This is a genomic window from Manganibacter manganicus, assembly GCF_002075885.1.
GTDB lineage: Bacteria > Pseudomonadota > Alphaproteobacteria > Rhizobiales > Rhizobiaceae > Mesorhizobium > Mesorhizobium manganicum.
The window spans coordinates 1-15,680 of record NZ_MDET01000024.1 but is presented as its reverse complement, the minus strand read 5'-3'; the positions used below and the strand labels follow the sequence as shown (position 1 = coordinate 15,680).

10 protein-coding genes are annotated in these 15,680 nt (G+C 61.2%); 5 read left to right on the top strand and 5 right to left on the bottom strand.

The annotated features are described in order from the left end of the window. Nucleotides 1–105: 105 nt before the first annotated feature. Nucleotides 106–4,893 (top strand): NAD-glutamate dehydrogenase, encoded by a 4,788-nt coding sequence (locus BFN67_RS15750; protein WP_080920525.1) that lies wholly within the window; start codon nucleotides 106–108, stop codon nucleotides 4,891–4,893. Between the two features lie 331 nt (nucleotides 4,894–5,224). On the opposite strand, the gene BFN67_RS15745 is transcribed toward BFN67_RS15750, so the two are convergent. Continuing rightward, nucleotides 5,225–7,408: a primosomal protein N' gene (locus BFN67_RS15745; RefSeq protein WP_080920548.1), complete on the bottom strand. Its 2,184-nt coding sequence runs from the start codon at nucleotides 7,406–7,408 to the stop codon at nucleotides 5,225–5,227. A 91-nt stretch (nucleotides 7,409–7,499) separates the two neighbouring features. On the opposite strand from BFN67_RS15745, the gene fsa reads away from it, so the two are divergent. Beyond that, a complete protein-coding gene (gene fsa / locus BFN67_RS15740) occupies nucleotides 7,500–8,153 on the top strand; it encodes a fructose-6-phosphate aldolase (protein WP_080920524.1) in 654 nt (217 codons plus the stop codon). Nucleotides 8,154–8,220: 67 nt separating this feature from the next. Here the strand turns inward: fsa and BFN67_RS15735 are convergent, their stop codons facing one another. Together BFN67_RS15735 and leuS are read right to left on the bottom strand one after the other, a co-directional pair. Beyond that, the gene (locus tag BFN67_RS15735) at nucleotides 8,221–8,778 is read right to left on the bottom strand and encodes an LPS assembly lipoprotein LptE (protein ID WP_080920523.1); all 558 of its coding nucleotides are present in this window, start codon (nucleotides 8,776–8,778) and stop codon (nucleotides 8,221–8,223) included. Beyond that, nucleotides 8,765–11,401: a leucine--tRNA ligase gene (leuS, locus tag BFN67_RS15730; RefSeq protein WP_080920522.1), complete on the bottom strand. Its 2,637-nt coding sequence runs from the start codon at nucleotides 11,399–11,401 to the stop codon at nucleotides 8,765–8,767. The genes BFN67_RS15735 and leuS overlap by 14 nt, the downstream gene beginning before the upstream one ends. A gap of 143 nt (nucleotides 11,402–11,544) precedes the next feature. On the opposite strand from leuS, the gene BFN67_RS15725 reads away from it, so the two are divergent. Both BFN67_RS15725 and BFN67_RS15720 read left to right on the top strand, forming a co-directional pair. Next, entirely contained in the window at nucleotides 11,545–12,207 is a 663-nt protein-coding gene (locus BFN67_RS15725) for a YggS family pyridoxal phosphate-dependent enzyme (protein WP_080920521.1), read from the top strand. A 109-nt stretch (nucleotides 12,208–12,316) separates the two neighbouring features. After that, entirely contained in the window at nucleotides 12,317–12,712 is a 396-nt protein-coding gene (locus BFN67_RS15720) for a hypothetical protein (RefSeq protein WP_080920520.1), read from the top strand. A 61-nt stretch (nucleotides 12,713–12,773) separates the two neighbouring features. Here the strand turns inward: BFN67_RS15720 and BFN67_RS15715 are convergent, their stop codons facing one another. Then, nucleotides 12,774–13,880 (bottom strand): branched-chain amino acid ABC transporter substrate-binding protein, encoded by a 1,107-nt coding sequence (locus tag BFN67_RS15715; RefSeq protein WP_080920547.1) that lies wholly within the window; start codon nucleotides 13,878–13,880, stop codon nucleotides 12,774–12,776. Between the two features lie 149 nt (nucleotides 13,881–14,029). Then, the gene (locus BFN67_RS15710; RefSeq protein WP_080920519.1) at nucleotides 14,030–14,314 is read right to left on the bottom strand and encodes an usg protein; all 285 of its coding nucleotides are present in this window, start codon (nucleotides 14,312–14,314) and stop codon (nucleotides 14,030–14,032) included. A 185-nt stretch (nucleotides 14,315–14,499) separates the two neighbouring features. Here BFN67_RS15710 and BFN67_RS15700 point away from each other — a divergent pair. Continuing rightward, nucleotides 14,500–15,653, top strand: a protein-coding gene (locus BFN67_RS15700; protein WP_245295242.1) for an IS3 family transposase whose coding sequence is annotated in 2 segments (ribosomal slippage) — nucleotides 14,500–14,752 and nucleotides 14,752–15,653 — 1,155 coding nt in all. Because the reading frame shifts where the segments join, the coding sequence is not laid out codon by codon here. Nucleotides 15,654–15,680 lie beyond the last annotated feature (27 nt).

Sequence of the window (15,680 nt, the reverse complement as noted above, 5' to 3'; positions counted from 1 at the left end):
ATCTAATCGTTATTTTTCTTTTCGTGCCGTCAAACCCCGGTCGCAAATTGCACGCCATCTGGCTACGATGCATCAATGCAAGTGACGGCAGGGAGCAGTCTTCTCATGGGCAATCTTAAATCCGCAGCCAAATCGAAAAAAGAAAATCCGTCGAATGCCGGCGGATCGCCGAAAACCGAAAGCACATTGGCCGATTTTCTCCTCGCCCGCACCCCCGCCGAAGACATCGCCCCCTACCATGCCGCCGATCTGCAGCGAGCCGCGGCCCTGGCCGGCGCTGCGGTTGACAGCCATCGCAAGGGCAAGAACGTCGTCACCGTCGAGGCCGATGCCGGCGTGCAGCGCGACGGCAGGCCCGTCACCGTCATCACCGTCGTCAACGACAACATGCCGTTCCTGTTCGATTCGGTCCTCGGTGAAATCACCGAGAGCGCCGGCGAGCCGCTTCTGGTCACGCATCCGGTGCTCCGCGTGCGCCATGGCAAGGCCGGCGTCGAGGAAATCCTCGGCGACGACAGCGTGGCGAAGGCGGACGCCGGCGACCGGCTGAGCGTGATCCAGGTTCACGTCGCACGCCTCAATGGAGAACAGGCGCGGGCGCTTGCCGAAAGGCTGCACCATATTCTTTCGCAGGTGCGCGCCGCCGTCCGCGACTGGAAGCCGATGCTGGCGCGCCTCGACCGTGCCATTTCGGAATTCCGCTATGCGCCGATCCCGCTGGCGAAGGACCATGTGAGCGAGGCGATCGCCTTCCTCGAATGGCTGCGCGACGACAATTTCACCTTCCTCGGCATGCGCGAATACCAATATCGCGGCGGCGAAAAGAGCGGCACGCTGGAGCGCGACGACCGGCCCGGCCTCGGCGTCCTGGAAGATCCGGACGTGCTGGTGCTCAGGCGCGGTACGGAAGCCGTCACCACGACGCCCGAAATCCGCGCCTTCCTGCATGGCCCCGAGGCGCTCATCGTCACCAAGGCCAACGCCAAGTCGGTGGTCCACCGGCGCATCTACCTCGATTACATCGGCATCAAGACTTACACCGAAAAGGGCGAGCTTTCAGGCGAATTGCGCATCGTCGGCCTGTTCACCTCCACCGCCTATACGCGCTCGGTCATGAAGATCCCCTATTTGCGCTCCAAGGCGGAAAACGTCATCGCCAAGTCCGGCTTCAACCCCGGCGATCATTCCGGCAAGGCGCTGATCAATGTGCTGGAAAGCTATCCGCGCGACGAATTGTTCCAGATTCCGGGGCCGATCCTGCGCAAGCATGCCGAGGCCATTCTCGGCCTGATCGACCGGCCGCGCGTGCGCGCGCTGGTGCGCGTCGACCAGTTCGACCGCTTCGTCTCCGCGCTCGTCTTCGTGCCGCGCGACCGCTACGATTCGGTCGTCAGGGAGAAAATCGGCACCTATCTCAAGACCGTGTTCGACGGCCGGCTCTCGGCCTATTACCCGGCGTTTCCGGAAGGCGGCCTGGCCCGCATTCATTTCATCATCGGCCGATCCGGCGGCAAGACGCCGAAGATCGAGCAGGCGGAAATCGAGGCGGAAATCCGCGATATCGTGCGTACATGGCACGACGCGCTGGCCGAGGCGGCCGAAGAAACCGGCACCGACCCGGCACACAGACAAGTCGCTGCCCTTTTCCCCGAAAGCTACCGCGATTCCTTTTCCGCCGCCGTGGCGCTGGTCGATGCCGAGCGTATCGGCAGGATCGGTGCCGACAATCCGATTACCATCGACTTCTACCGGGATGCCAGCCAGAGCGCCGGACAGGCATCGCTGAAGATCTATCACCATGGCAGTCCGGTTTCGCTGTCACGGCGCGTGCCGATCCTGGAAAATGCCGGCTTCCGCGTCATCAGCGAGCGCACCTTCGAGATCGGCGAAGCACCGGCCAAGGTCTTCCTTCACGATATGGAACTCGAGAACGTTTATGACCGCCCCATCGATCTTGCCGACGACGGCGCACTGTTCGAAGAACTTTTCCTCGCCGTGTGGCGCGGCGATATCGACAATGACGGTTATAACGGCCTTGCCCAGACCGCCGGCCTGTCGGCCAACGAAATTCTCGTGCTGCGCGCCTATGGCCGCTATCTCCAGCAGGCCGGCATCCCGCAAAGCCAGGGGTTCATCGCCGCGACGCTCAACCGGTATCCGGAAATCGCCAAGGGCCTGCACGATCTGTTCGTCGCCCGCTTCGGCCCCGACGCGCAGGGCGAAGGCTCGGTCCATGCACGCCATCTGAAAGCCAAGATCAAGGACGCGCTGGAAGATGTGCCGAATATCGACGACGACGCCATCGTCCGCCGTTTCCTCAATCTGATCGAAGCTTCGCTCAGGACCAATCATTTCGTTGCCGGCAAAAAGGAACGCGGACAATCGCTGGCGATCAAGCTCAACCCCAAGCATGTCGAGGGGCTGCCGGAGCCCAGGCCATGGCGGGAAATCTTCGTCTATGGTTCCGAGGTCGAGGGCGTGCATCTGCGCTTCGGCCCTGTTGCCCGCGGCGGGTTGCGCTGGTCCGACCGCGCCCAGGATTACCGCACCGAGGTGCTCGGGCTGGTCAAGGCACAGCAGGTCAAGAACGCCGTGATCGTCCCGGTCGGCGCCAAGGGCGGTTTCTACCCCAAGCGCCTGCCGGCGGGCGGCGATCGTGACGCCGTGTTCGAGGCCGGGCGCGCGGCCTATGTCAATTATGTGTCGAGCCTGCTGTCGATTACCGACAATATCGAGATCGATCACGTCGTGCCGCCTGAAGGCGTGGTGCGCCACGATCAGGACGATCCCTATTTCGTCGTCGCCGCCGACAAGGGCACCGCGACATTTTCCGACACCGCCAACGCGATCAGCCAGAAGCACGATTTCTGGCTCGACGACGCCTTCGCCTCGGGCGGTTCCGCCGGCTACGACCACAAGAAGATGGGCATTACCGCCAAGGGCGGCTGGGAAGCGGTCAAGCGGCATTTCCGCGAGATGAACCGCGATATCCAGAAGGAGCCGTTCACCGCCGTCGGCGTCGGCGACATGTCGGGCGACGTGTTCGGCAATGGCATGATGCTGTCCAACGCGACACGGCTGATCGCCGCCTTCGATCATCGCGACATCTTCATCGACCCGGCGCCCGATGCGGCCGTCTCGATGGCGGAACGCAAACGCCTGTTCGCGCTGCCGCGTTCAAGCTGGCAGGACTACGACCGCACAAAGCTGTCCGAAGGCGCCATCATCGTTTCGCGCTCGCAGAAATCGATCACCCTCTCCCCTGCTGCGGCCGCTGCGATCGGCATCGACAAGACCACCGCCACGCCAGCCGAAATCATGAGCGCCATCCTCAAAGCGCCGGTCGATCTTTTGTGGTTCGGCGGCATCGGCACCTATGTGAAGGGCTCGGGCGAAAGCAACCAGAGCGTCGGCGACCGCGCCAACGACGCCATTCGCATCAATGCCGAGGACGTGCGCGCCAAGGTGATCGGCGAAGGCGCCAATCTCGGCGTCACCCAGCGCGGCCGCATCGAGTTCGGCCTGAAGGGCGGCGCCTGCAATTCCGATGCCATCGACAATTCGGGTGGCGTGAACTGCTCCGATGTCGAGGTCAATATCAAGATCGCCCTGGCCTCGGCGATGCGCAAGAAAACGCTCGCACGACCGGCCCGCGACAAGCTGCTCGGCGAGATGACCGACGAGGTCAGCCGGCTTGTGCTCGCCAACAACTACCAGCAGACGCTGGCGCTTTCGCTGACGCACAAGAAAGGCCTGGCCGACATCGTCCATCAGGTCCGTTTCATGGCGGCGCTGGAGGAGCGGAACCTGCTCGACCGCAAGGTCGAGACCCTGCCTTCGCCAGCCGCGCTTGCTGAAAGGCAGACGCGCGGCGAGCCGCTGACGCGGGCCGAACTCGGCGTGCTGATGGCCTATGCCAAGCTCGTGCTCCTGACCGATCTCGTTGCCTCCGACATGCCGGACGATCCGCATTTCGACCGCGACCTGATGGGATATTTCCCCGACCAGATGGCGAAGAAATTCGCCGCCGAGATCCACGGCCATCGGCTGCGCCGCGAGATCATCGCGCGCGTGGTCGCCAACGATCTGGTCAATCGCGGCGGCCCGTCCTTCGTCAACCGCCTGCGGGAGATGACCGGACGCAGCGCCGCCGACGTGGCGCGCACCTTTGCGCTGATCCGCGACGGTTTCGCCCTGCCGGCGCTTTATCGTGAGATCGACGCGCTCGACAATGCGATCGATGGACAGATCCAGCTTGATCTTTACCAGACGGTCAGCCGCCTGATCTATGTCACCAGCGGCTGGTATCTGAAGAACGATACCAGCCGGGCGCCACTTGCCGAACGGATTGCCGCCTTGCAGGCAGCCCGCAAGGCGCTGGAGCCTAAACTCACCACGCTGCTGCCTGCCTTCACCCAGCAACGCATCGAGGAAAGGCGGCACGGCCTGTTCAAGGGCGGCACGCCGGAAAAACTCGCCGAGCAATTGGCGCTGGCCGATATCGCCGAGCTGATCCCGGACATCGCGCTGACCGCGAAACTTGCCGATGCCGATATCATCGAGGCGGCCAAGGCGTTCTTTGCCGTCAGCGAGGCCTTCCGCATCCCTCGCGTTGCGGACGCGGCGCACGCGATCAGCACCGCCGATTATTACGACCAGCTCGCCCTGTCGCGCGCGACGGACACGATCGACGCGGCCAGGCGCGGCATAGCGGTTGCGGCATTGACGGCCCACGCCGGCGCTGCCGAGCCCGTCGCGGCATGGCTTGAAGCGGGCGGCGAGCATGTGGCGCGCATCAAGGCGCGGTTGCAGGCATTGACCGAAGGCGGCGACATCACCGTTTCGCGCCTTTCGGTTGCGTCCGGCCTGATGAGCGACCTGACAGCGCTATAGAAGGTTCGTTTCGAAGCCCCGTTTTATGCAAGGCAGTCGCGGCAGGCTGGCTCTGCCTGCAAGGGGGAGAACGAGTGCGCCCTTCGAGGTTCGCCCTTCAGGCTCACACCTCAGGATGAGGGCCGTCGCGCATATGCGATTGCACTGCCTGGGAGGCGGAAACGAGTACGTACTTCGAGACTCACGTCCACCTTCGCCCTGCGGGCTCCGTGGGCGGGGCGGTCACACCTCAGAACAAGGAAAGCAGGCATCACGTCCCTCATGGTGAGGTGCGCAGCGAAGCGGAGCCTCGAACCACGCAAAACAAGCTCGTCGCTGCTTTCCTGCCGGCTTATAAAAAGCTCTGCGGATCGATATCGACCTGGACGCGTATCGATCCGCGCGGCTTCGGCCCTTCGCTCAGCATCTGCCGGATGAAGCCCTGCATGTCGGCCCGCCGTTCTCCCTGCACCAGCAGGCGAAAGCGATACCGGCCGGCAATCAGCGACAATGGCGCCTCGGCAGGCCCGAGAACATGGATATCCGCAACCTGCGGTGCGGACCGGCGCAAGCCGCGCCCATGGCCTTCCGCCTCCGCGCGGCTGGCGGCGCTGACGATCACACCGGCAAGGCGGCCGAAGGGCGGCAGGCCCGCCCTCTCACGCTCGGCAATCTCGCGTTCGTAAAACCGCTCCGCATCGCCCGACACGATTGCCTGCATCACCGGATGATCGGGCTGGTAGGTCTGGAGCAGGCCGAGGCTTTTCTTGCCCGTGCGCCCGGCCCGGCCGGTCACCTGACTCAGAAGCTGGAAAGTGCGTTCGGCCGCGCGCGGGTCGCCATTGGCAAGGCCGAGATCGGCGTCGACCACGCCGACCAGCGTCATGTTGGGGAAATTGTGGCCCTTGGCGACAAGCTGCGTGCCGATGACGATATCGGCCTCGCCCTTGGCGATGGCTTCCAGTTCCAGCCGTAACCGCCGCACGCCCCCCATCATGTCCGACGACAGCACGATGGTGCGAGCATCGGGGAAATGGCCGACCACTTCTTCGGCAATGCGCTCGATGCCCGGCCCGCACGCGACAAGATGGTCGAAAGTTCCGCATTCGGGGCAGACCTCCGGCGTCTTCTCGGCATGGCCGCAATGATGGCAGACGAGTTGGCCGCGAAAGCGGTGCTCCACCAGCCAGGACGAACAGACGGGACAGCCGAAGCGATGCCCGCATACCCGGCAAAGGGTCAGGGGTGCATAGCCGCGCCGGTTGAGGAACAGCAGCGATTGCTCCTGCCTTTCCAGCGCCTCCTTCATCGCGCCGACCAGAACCGGCGAAAGAAAACCGCCGCGTGACGGCGGGGTGCGCCGCATGTCGATGGTCCGAAGACTCGGAAGCGCCGCCTCGGCGAAACGGCCGGACAGCACGGCGCGTCTGTAACGGCCCTGATCGGCATTGACCCGGCTTTCGACCGAGGGCGTGGCGGAGGCAAGCACCACCGGAAAGCCGGCGATGTGCGCGCGCACGACGGCCATGTCGCGGGCATTGTAGAAAACGCGATCTTCCTGCTTGTAGGCAGGGTCGTGCTCCTCATCGACGACGATCAGGCCGAGTTCCTTGAACGGCAGAAAGAGCGCCGACCGCGCGCCGGCCACCACCCTGACCGTGCCCTCGGTGACTTGCCGCCAGACACGCTCGCGGGTCTTCGGCGCGAGATCGGAATGCCATTCAGCCGGCTTGGCGCCGAACCTGTCCTGGAACCGTTCGAGAAATGCGTGGGTGAGCGCGATTTCCGGCAGCAGGATCAGCACCTGCTTGCTCTTTTCGAGCGCCGCCGCAACCGCCTCGAAATAGACTTCCGTCTTGCCGGAGCCTGTCACGCCGTCGAGAAGCGTGACGTCGAAGGCGCCTTTCGCGACGCTGGCGCGCAGCGACGCAGCCGCCTCGCTCTGGTCGCCGACAAGCTCGGCGCGGGCATAGGCCGGGTCGGGTGCGGCCACCACCGGGCGCGGCGGGATCATCACCGTTTCGAACACACCCTGCGTCTTCAGGCCATCGATGACGGTGGAGGACACGCCGGCCGCATGGGCAAGGCCGGAGCGGGTCCATGCCAGCCCATCGGCCGCGACATCGAGGACGCGCGAGCGCGCCGCCGTCATCCGGTCAGGCAACAATGCCGTCCTTTGTAGCCCTTCAGTCCAACATTCCGGCTCGAATGCTTCAGGCGCACGCAACATCATGCGCGCCACCATGCCGGGAGGCGAAAGCGTGTAGTGCGACACCCAGTCGATGAAGCGGCGCATCGGGCGATCGATTGGCGGGCAATCGAACAACTGATTGATCGGTCTGAGTTTTTTTGCGGCGATCTGCTCACCCGCGCCGTCCCAGACGACGCCGGCCACCTGCCGCGGCCCCAGCGGCACCTGGACGATCGAGCCCGGCACGACACGCATTCCCGGTGGAACCGCATAGGTGTAGGCGCGTTCTGCCGGCATCGGAATCAACACTGGCGCAGCGGTATTGTTGGGCGAATCTTCATCCATCATGCGTGACCTTGCCCCGACTTTGGTCTAGAGCAAAGAGCAACGGTGCCCTCGCCTGAGGCTCGCATCGATTATCCAAGGAGTCTGAACCATGAAATTTTTCGTCGATACCGCCGACATCAAGGAAATTCAAGAACTTAACGATCTCGGGCTGCTCGATGGCGTGACCACCAACCCGTCGCTGATCATGAAATCCGGCGGCAAGATCGCCGACGTGACCAGGCAGATTTGCGAGATCGTCAAGGGTCCGGTTTCCGCCGAAGTGACGGCCACCGAATATCCCGAGATGATGGCCCAGGCCAAGGTTCTGGCCAAAATAGCCAACAACATTGCAATCAAGGTCCCCCTCACCTGGGACGGCCTCAAAGCCTGCCGGGCGCTGCGCTCGGACGGCCACATGGTCAATGTCACGCTTTGTTTCTCGGCCAACCAGGCCCTCTTGGCTGCAAAGGCCGGCGCCACATTCATCTCGCCGTTTATCGGCCGCATCGACGACATGGGCATCGACGGGGTTGAACTGATCTCCGAGATCCGCACGATCTACGACAACTATGACTACAAGACCGAGATCCTGGCCGCCTCGGTTCGCACCGTGAACCACGTCAAGCAGGTTGCCATGCTCGGCTCCGATGTGGCGACCGTTCCGCCGGCAACACTCAAGGCACTGGTCCACCATCCGCTGACCGACAAGGGCCTTGCACAATTCCTCGCCGACTGGGCCAAGACTGGCCAGACGATCGCCTGATATGGAAATCACGGCCTTCCGGGTCGAGGCATCGGCACCCTCCCCGAAGGCCGATCGGATGCGACACTCAGCTTCCGTGCCGTGCCAAATCCTGTGCGAGGGACAGTTGCAGGATTTCTGCCAGTTCGCGCGCCGCTCGGTTTTCGGCATCGATCTGGGCACGATAGGTGGCGTATTCCTGCAGCGGCCGGTCGAACGAGGCCGACATGGAGCGTGTGCCGGTAGAAATCTGCTTGCCGGACTTGGCATCGCTCAGGCGGTACGTGGCAGTCAGCACCACCGCGCCGGCACGCGGTTGGTCCTCATCCTCGCCTGCCTGATTGACCAGTGTCGTCTCAATCCGCTCTTTGACGGCAAGATCGACCGAATAGGCTGATACGGCCGGTTGGCCGGCGCCGCGGGTCAGGCCGAAGATAAGATTATTGCGCACCTGCTGGGCGTAGCGTGTCGTTACAGGTTTCACGGAAATCGAGGCAAGTTGCTCGGCCGGCGTCACGGTCGAGCCAGGCGACAGAGGCGTATTGGAATAAAGCGGCCTGACCGTGCAGGCCGAAACCATCGAGAGAGAGACAAACATTCCGAAAAAGGCGATGCGGCGCATCGCTGGGGTGCTAGGCAACGACATTGACGATCCTTTGCGGAACGATAATCACCTTGCGCGGCGCTCTGTCTTCGAGCGCCTTCTGAACGAAGTCGAGCCCAAGCGCGGCCTTTTCGACCGCAGCTTGATCTGCGTCGCGAGCAATTGTCAAATCGCCGCGTTTCTTGCCATTGATCTGCACCGGATAGGTGAACTCATTATCCATCACCAGCGTCGGATCGAAGATCGGCCATGATTGAGCGGCCACAAGGCCACCCTTGCCGCCAAGAGCGGCCCAGCACTCTTCAGCCAGATGCGGCATCATCGGCCCGATCATGACAACCAGGAATTCCAGCGCCTGTCGTACCGCCGCCTTGTGGGACGCATCCCCGACACCAGTGCCAATCTCGGCTACCGCAGGTGACAGCACATTGGTAAGTTCATAGATGCGCGCAACACCCTTGTTGAAGTGGAGCCGCTCTATGTCTTCGCCAACCCCCTTCAGCATCTTGTGTGCGGTCTGCGAGATCGTGGCGCCTGCGCCCGCATCAGCAGCGGCCGGTTCGACACCTTCCAGTAAAGATGCAGCTTCCGAGATCAGGCGCCAGATGCGCTGCACGAAACGGTGAGCTCCTTCCACGCCGGCTTCGGTCCAGATCACATCGCGCTCGGGCGGCGAATCTGACAGCATGAACCAGCGCGCCGTGTCAGCGCCATAGCTGGCAATAATATCATCGGGATCGACGACATTCTTTTTCGATTTCGACATCTTCTCGATCGGCCCGATGGCGATCGGCGTTCCATCGGCAAGCAGAGAGGCCTTTCGCTTGCCGTCGACCTCCTCGATCTTCACTTCGGCGGGCGTCACCCAGCCGCTCGGTCCCTTATAGGTTTCATGCACCACCATTCCCTGCGTGAACAGGCCCTCGAACGGTTCTTCGACCGCGTTGACATGGCCTGTCGCCTTCATGGCGCGGGTAAAGAAACGCGAATAGAGCAGGTGCAGAATCGCGTGCTCGACGCCGCCAATATACTGGCTGACGGGCAGCCATCCATTCTTGCCGTCCACATACGCCAGGGTAGTGGGCGCCGTCGCGTTCCACGGGTCCGTGAAGCGGGCGAAATACCATGACGAATCGACGAATGTGTCCATCGTGTCAGTATCGCGTCGTGCCGGCTTGCCGCATTTCGGGCATGCCGTATGCTTCCATGTCGGATGATGGTCGAGCGGGTTGCCTGGCTTGTCGAAACTGACATCGACCGGCAGTTCCACCGGCAATTGGTCGTTGGGCACCGGCACAGCGCCACAATCGTCGCAATGGATCACGGGAATCGGACAACCCCAATAGCGCTGGCGCGAAATCAGCCAGTCGCGCAGGCGAAACTGCACTTTGCGCTCAGCCTGTGGCCGGCCACCGATTATGACGCCGGCCAGGCGCGTTGCCACATCGTTGAAAGCCGCATCAGGTGTCATTCCGTCGAGGAAGCGGGAGTTGATCATCGTGCCATCGTCGCCATAGGCTTCTTCAGTGACCTGGAAATTGGCGGCATCGACACCTTCCGGCTTGACCACGGGCGTAACCGGCAAGCCGTATTTGTTGGCGAAATCGAGATCGCGCTGATCGTGCCCCGGACAACCAAAAATGGCGCCGGTGCCATAATCCATCAGCACGAAATTGGCGACATAAACCGGCAGCGTCCAATTCTTGTCAAAAGGATGTATGACGCGAATGCCGGTGTCGAAGCCCCGCTTCTCAGCAGTTTCCAAAGTAGCAACCGAGGTCCCCATATGCCGTACTTCATCAATGAAGGCGGCGAGCCGCGGGTTCGTTTCCGCTGCCTTTCTGGCCAGCGGATGATCGGCCGCAACCGCCATGAAGGATGCACCGAAGATCGTATCGGGGCGCGTCGTATAGACCTCCAGTTCGCTTTCACCGGCAGGCGCGGTGTCCTCCGCCAGTGCCCAACGGAGTAAAAGCCCTTCCGAGCGGCCGATCCAGTTCTGCTGCATGATGCGAACCTTTTCCGGCCAACGATCGAGTGTGTCGAGTCCATCGAGCAGCGACTGCGACATCGAGGTGATCTTGAAGAACCATTGCGTCAGATCGCGCTGTTCAACCGGCGCGCCCGAGCGCCAACCACGTCCGTCGATCACCTGTTCGTTGGCCAGCACGGTCATGTCGACCGGGTCCCAGTTGACCTTGGCAGCCTTGCGCTCAACCAACCCGGATTGCCAGAAATCCAGGAACATCTTTTGCTGGTGCCTGTAATAGGAGGGGTCGCAGGTCGCGATTTCGCGCGTCCAGTCGAGCGACAGGCCCATTGTCTTCAACTGGCCTTTCATCGTGGCGATATTGGCATGGGTCCAGTCGCGTGGATTGACCTTGTTGTCACGCGCGGCGTTCTCTGCCGGCAGGCCGAACGCGTCCCATCCCATCGGATGCAACACATTGCAGCCATTGGCGCGGCGGAAACGCGCCACCACATCGCCCATCGTATAGTTGCGCACATGCCCCATATGGATGCGCCCCGATGGATAGGGAAACATCTCGAGCACATAATATTTCGGGCGCGGATCGTCATTCTTCGTCTCGAACAGCTTTTCGGCATCCCAGGCCTTCTGCCATTTGGGTTCGGACGTTCGCGCATTGTATCGTTCGGTTGCCATAGGACGTTTTTCACTTAAAAGCATAGGAAAATGCGGCCTTCCAGCCTGGCCGTTCAGGAAGCATGGTCTGGGTGTTCACCATGGTTTGACGAACCCGTCAACTATGGTGCGACAACCACGATCAAAAACAGCGGAATCGGACGATGATTGAGGTAGTCGAGCGACTTAATGCAGTTAAAGCGAAAATCGACGCCGCAGAAAACGAAGCCACGCGCGCCGCCGGTTCCGTCGCGCTCGTCGCTGTTTCCAAGACCTTCGATGCCGAAGCCATCCGTCCGGTTCTGGAAGCCGGTCAAAATGTCTTCGGTGAGAACCGCGTGCAGGAAGCACAGGCGAAATGGCCGGACCTGAAGACGGATTTTCCGGACACGAAATTGCACCTGATCGGTCCGTTGCAGTCCAACAAGGCCAAGGATGCCGTCGCCCTGTTCGATGTGATCGAAACGGTCGATCGCGAAAAGATTGCGGGCGAACTCGCCAGGGAGATGAAAAAACAGGGCCGCGCATTACGGCTCTACGTGCAGGTCAACACCGGCTCCGAACCGCAGAAGGCTGGCATTCAGCCCAATGAGGCGGTTGCGTTCGTCCAGCGCTGCCGCGAGGTTCACGGCCTCGCCATCGAAGGGTTGATGTGCATTCCACCCGCCGATGAAAATCCCGGTCCGCATTTCGCCCTGCTTGGCAAACTCGCCAAGAAGGCCGGCCTCGCGAAATTGTCGATGGGCATGTCGGGAGACTATGAACTTGCGGTTGCCTTCGGGGCGACCAGCGTGCGTGTCGGCTCCGCCATCTTCGGCCACAGGTAACGCACCCGTGTGGTGGTGGCGCATTGCCACGCGAGGGGTGTGACCTAATTCCATCAGTACCATGAGCGACCCGACATGGCCGCCCCTTCATCAATGAAAGGAGGGCGTCATGAGTTATCATCCCGCTTCCCACAGCCACCACATTTCCAACGGGCTGCATCCGCGCATCTATTCGATTATGGTCGCCTTGGCGATCTGGTTCATCCTATGGACATGGATAGGGTTCGCCGATGCGAGCGGCGTCGATTATCTGTTGGCCGTCATAACTGCGTTTTTCACCGTAGCAATTTCGCTGCAAGCCGTAGCTGGCCGGCAATGGCACGACCACCACATCTGGATGCCGAAGGCCACTCGGGATTTCGATGACTGGATCGATGGCGACTTCGATACCGGGTCCGGCCGAGTTCCGGCCAGAGACGCCTGCATCGAGATACTGCTGCCACTTGCCGCCGCTGCCTTCAGCATGATGGGCTTCGCCATCGTCGCTCTGGTTATGACCGGTTAACGTGAAAATACAAAGGCCGGGCTAGCACCCGACCTTTGAAATTCGGTAGATTAAAACAGGTTCACTCAGCCGAGACGATCTTGCCGTCATCCCATTTGAACAGGGAGAAGCTAGGCGAAGACAAATCGCCATTCTCGCCATAAGTGAGTTGGCCGATGGCTGTCTGGACCGTCTTCCCATCCTTGAGTGCGGTGGCGACAGCGGCAGAATCATCAGCTTTGCCGACCCGTTCAATCCCTGCCTTGATGACCTGCACGGCGGCATAGGCATTGAGCGTGAATGCTTCCGGCGGAACGCCCTTTTCTTTTAGGACTGCTACGGCCTCGGCAGAATCAGGGTTCTTCAGCGCATCGGTAGCGTTTGTGAACAGCGTGCCCTGTGCCGCCTGCCGACCGATCGCCCAGTATTCGGTGTTGGAAAGACCCTCGCCGCCGATGATCTGTGCCTTCACACCGCCATCAGCCAACTGACGGGCAATCAGGCCGCCTTCGGGATGGTAACCGCCGAAATAGATCACCTCGGCGCCGTCCTTCTTCAACCGGCCGACGATTGCGGAATAATCCTTTTCGCCCGGCGTAATGCCTTCATATAACACCTCGGTCACACCGCCCTTGTTCAGCGCAGCCTTAAAGGCGTCAGCCAAGCCTTTGCCGTAGGTTCCCTTGTCGTGAATGATGGCAATCTTCTTGTCCTTCAGATGATCGAGGACGTATTGTGCGGCAACTTCCGCCTGCTGGTCGTCGCGGCCACAGGTGCGCAGCACGTTGGTCAGGCCGCGGTTGGTGAGGTCGGGCGCGGTCGCGGTCGGCGTCACCATGAGAACGCCGTTTTCGGCAAAGACATCGGAGGCCGCCATGGCGACGCCTGACGTCACCGGGCCGACAACATAACGTACGCTGTCACCGACGAGATTATTGGCGGCCGAAACGCCCTGCTTGGGATCGCCCGCATCGTCTGCCAGTTTAAGTACGACCTTTTCGCCCAGAATACCGCCATTCTTGTTGATCGCGTCCACGGCAGCTTCCGCGCCATTCTTGACTTGATCGCCATAGGCGGCAACCGGACCGGTGAGCGGTGCGACCAGACCGATCGTGATGTCGGCCCAGGCGGCCGAGGTGAAGGCAAGGGTTGCGGCGAGCGAAACACCCGCCAGGAATTTCTTGTTCATGGCATCCTCCATAACCGCCGACCGTAATGGCAGGCGGAAGCTCTGGAATGGCCATAGCCTCCCTGTGCAACCTTTGCAATCCACCAGCCGAGCCGGGCAACCTTCCGGCTATTCCGGCCACTGCAAATGACGGCCTGATCATGCAGAACTCAGTGAAGAAGAAATTCGCCGTCCACCTTGCGCCACTCATTGGGGGCAATCAGTCTTTGATGGGTATAGCTCACGGAATGCAGCGGTCCATCAAGACTGGCATTCCAGAATTCGATGAAGGAAACCAGGGCCGGGAATTTCGGCGCGATATCATAATCTTGCCAGACGAAAGTCTGCAACAAATGCGGATGGTCGGGATAGTGATAGAGGATCTTCGCCGTGGTCAGGCCATAGCCCCGGAGCATCAACTCCATCTCTCCATTGCCGTCAACAAGATCGCGCATGGCCGCCTCGCAAGCACCAGCCCATCATCTTCCCTCAACGACTGTGCGCTCGCATGGTTAACGTTATCTTGACATAGGGTTTTCGCCTCTCGCTTTTCAGGGCGTTGAGCTACCCCCCGAAATTCGGACACTGACATAAGCTATGATTTGCGGTCTGCTGATCTTCGACGAAAAGGAGATCAGAGATGTCGAAACGCAAGCAGCACGCGCCTGAGTTCAAGGCGAAGGTCGCCCTGGAAGCCTTGAAGGGCGAAGAGACCGCAGCCGAGCTGGCAAGCCGGTTCGGAGTTCATCCGACGATGGTTCACCAGTGGAAACGCGCTCTGCTCGAAGGCGCCTCGGGTGTGTTCGAACGCAATGGCCGGAAAAAGCCCGAGATCGACGAGGAGCAGGTGAAGGAGCTCCACGCCAAGATCGGGGAGCTGGCGGTGGCCAACTCTTTTTTGGAAAGAAAGCTGAAGCCCTGGGGCGGGAAGTGAGGCGCGGCATGGTTGAGCCGGATCATCCGGAATTGTCGATCACTCGGCAATGCAAGCTGCTGTCGATCTCACGCTCGTCCTTCTATTACACCCCGAAGGGGGAGACCGCGCAGAACCTGGCCCTCATGCGGCTGATCGACGAACAGTTCCTGGAAACGCCCTTTTTCGGTGTCCGGCAGATGACCTGGCATTTGCGCAACGACGGCCATCTGGTGAACGAGAAGCGGATACGCCGGCTGATGCGGCTCATGGGATTGATGCCGATCTACCAGAAACCCACTACCAGCAGACCGGCGAAGGGGCACAAGACCTATCCCTACCTGCTGAAGGGACTGCGCGTGGAGCGGCCCAACCAGGTCTGGTGCGCCGATATCACTTATGTGCCGATGCGGCGCGGGTTTCTCTACCTGGTTGCCATCATGGACTGGCACACCCGAAAGGTCCTAGCCTGGCGCATCTCGAACACGCTGGAGGCCGATTTCTGCGTCGAGGCGCTGAACGAGGCCATCTACAAGTTCGGGCTGCCGGAAATCATGAATACCGATCAGGGCAGCCAGTTCACCTCTTTCGCCTGGACCGATCGCCTGCGCCACACCGGCGTGCGCATCTCGATGGATGGAAAGGGTCGGTTCCTCGACAATATCTTCATCGAAAGGTTGTGGCGGACCCTGAAATACGAGTGCGTCTACCTGCATGCCTGGGAGACCGGATCAGAAGCGAGGGCGGGCATCCGGAAATGGATGACCTTCTACAACCACCAACGCCCACATTCAGCCCTTGGCGGCAGACCGCCCGCCGTGGTCTATTGGCTGAGAAAAGACGAAACCCAACCCGATCAGCAGGTGCAGAGAGTAGCTTAATTTATGCCAGATCCTGTCCAACGATCG

What these genes read in the sequence shown, in the direction of transcription:
- BFN67_RS15750 (WP_080920525.1), top strand. Translation starts at nt 106, where the DNA reads ATGGGCAATCTTAAATCCGCAGCCAAATCGAAAAAAGAAAATCCGTCG.
- BFN67_RS15745 (WP_080920548.1), bottom strand. Translation starts at nt 7,408, where the DNA reads ATGGATGAAGATTCGCCCAACAATACCGCTGCGCCAGTGTTGATTCCG.
- fsa (WP_080920524.1), top strand. Translation starts at nt 7,500, where the DNA reads ATGAAATTTTTCGTCGATACCGCCGACATCAAGGAAATTCAAGAACTT.
- BFN67_RS15735 (WP_080920523.1), bottom strand. Translation starts at nt 8,778, where the DNA reads ATGTCGTTGCCTAGCACCCCAGCGATGCGCCGCATCGCCTTTTTCGGA.
- leuS (WP_080920522.1), bottom strand. Translation starts at nt 11,401, where the DNA reads ATGGCAACCGAACGATACAATGCGCGAACGTCCGAACCCAAATGGCAG.
- BFN67_RS15725 (WP_080920521.1), top strand. Translation starts at nt 11,545, where the DNA reads ATGATTGAGGTAGTCGAGCGACTTAATGCAGTTAAAGCGAAAATCGAC.
- BFN67_RS15720 (WP_080920520.1), top strand. Translation starts at nt 12,317, where the DNA reads ATGAGTTATCATCCCGCTTCCCACAGCCACCACATTTCCAACGGGCTG.
- BFN67_RS15715 (WP_080920547.1), bottom strand. Translation starts at nt 13,880, where the DNA reads ATGAACAAGAAATTCCTGGCGGGTGTTTCGCTCGCCGCAACCCTTGCC.
- BFN67_RS15710 (WP_080920519.1), bottom strand. Translation starts at nt 14,314, where the DNA reads ATGCGCGATCTTGTTGACGGCAATGGAGAGATGGAGTTGATGCTCCGG.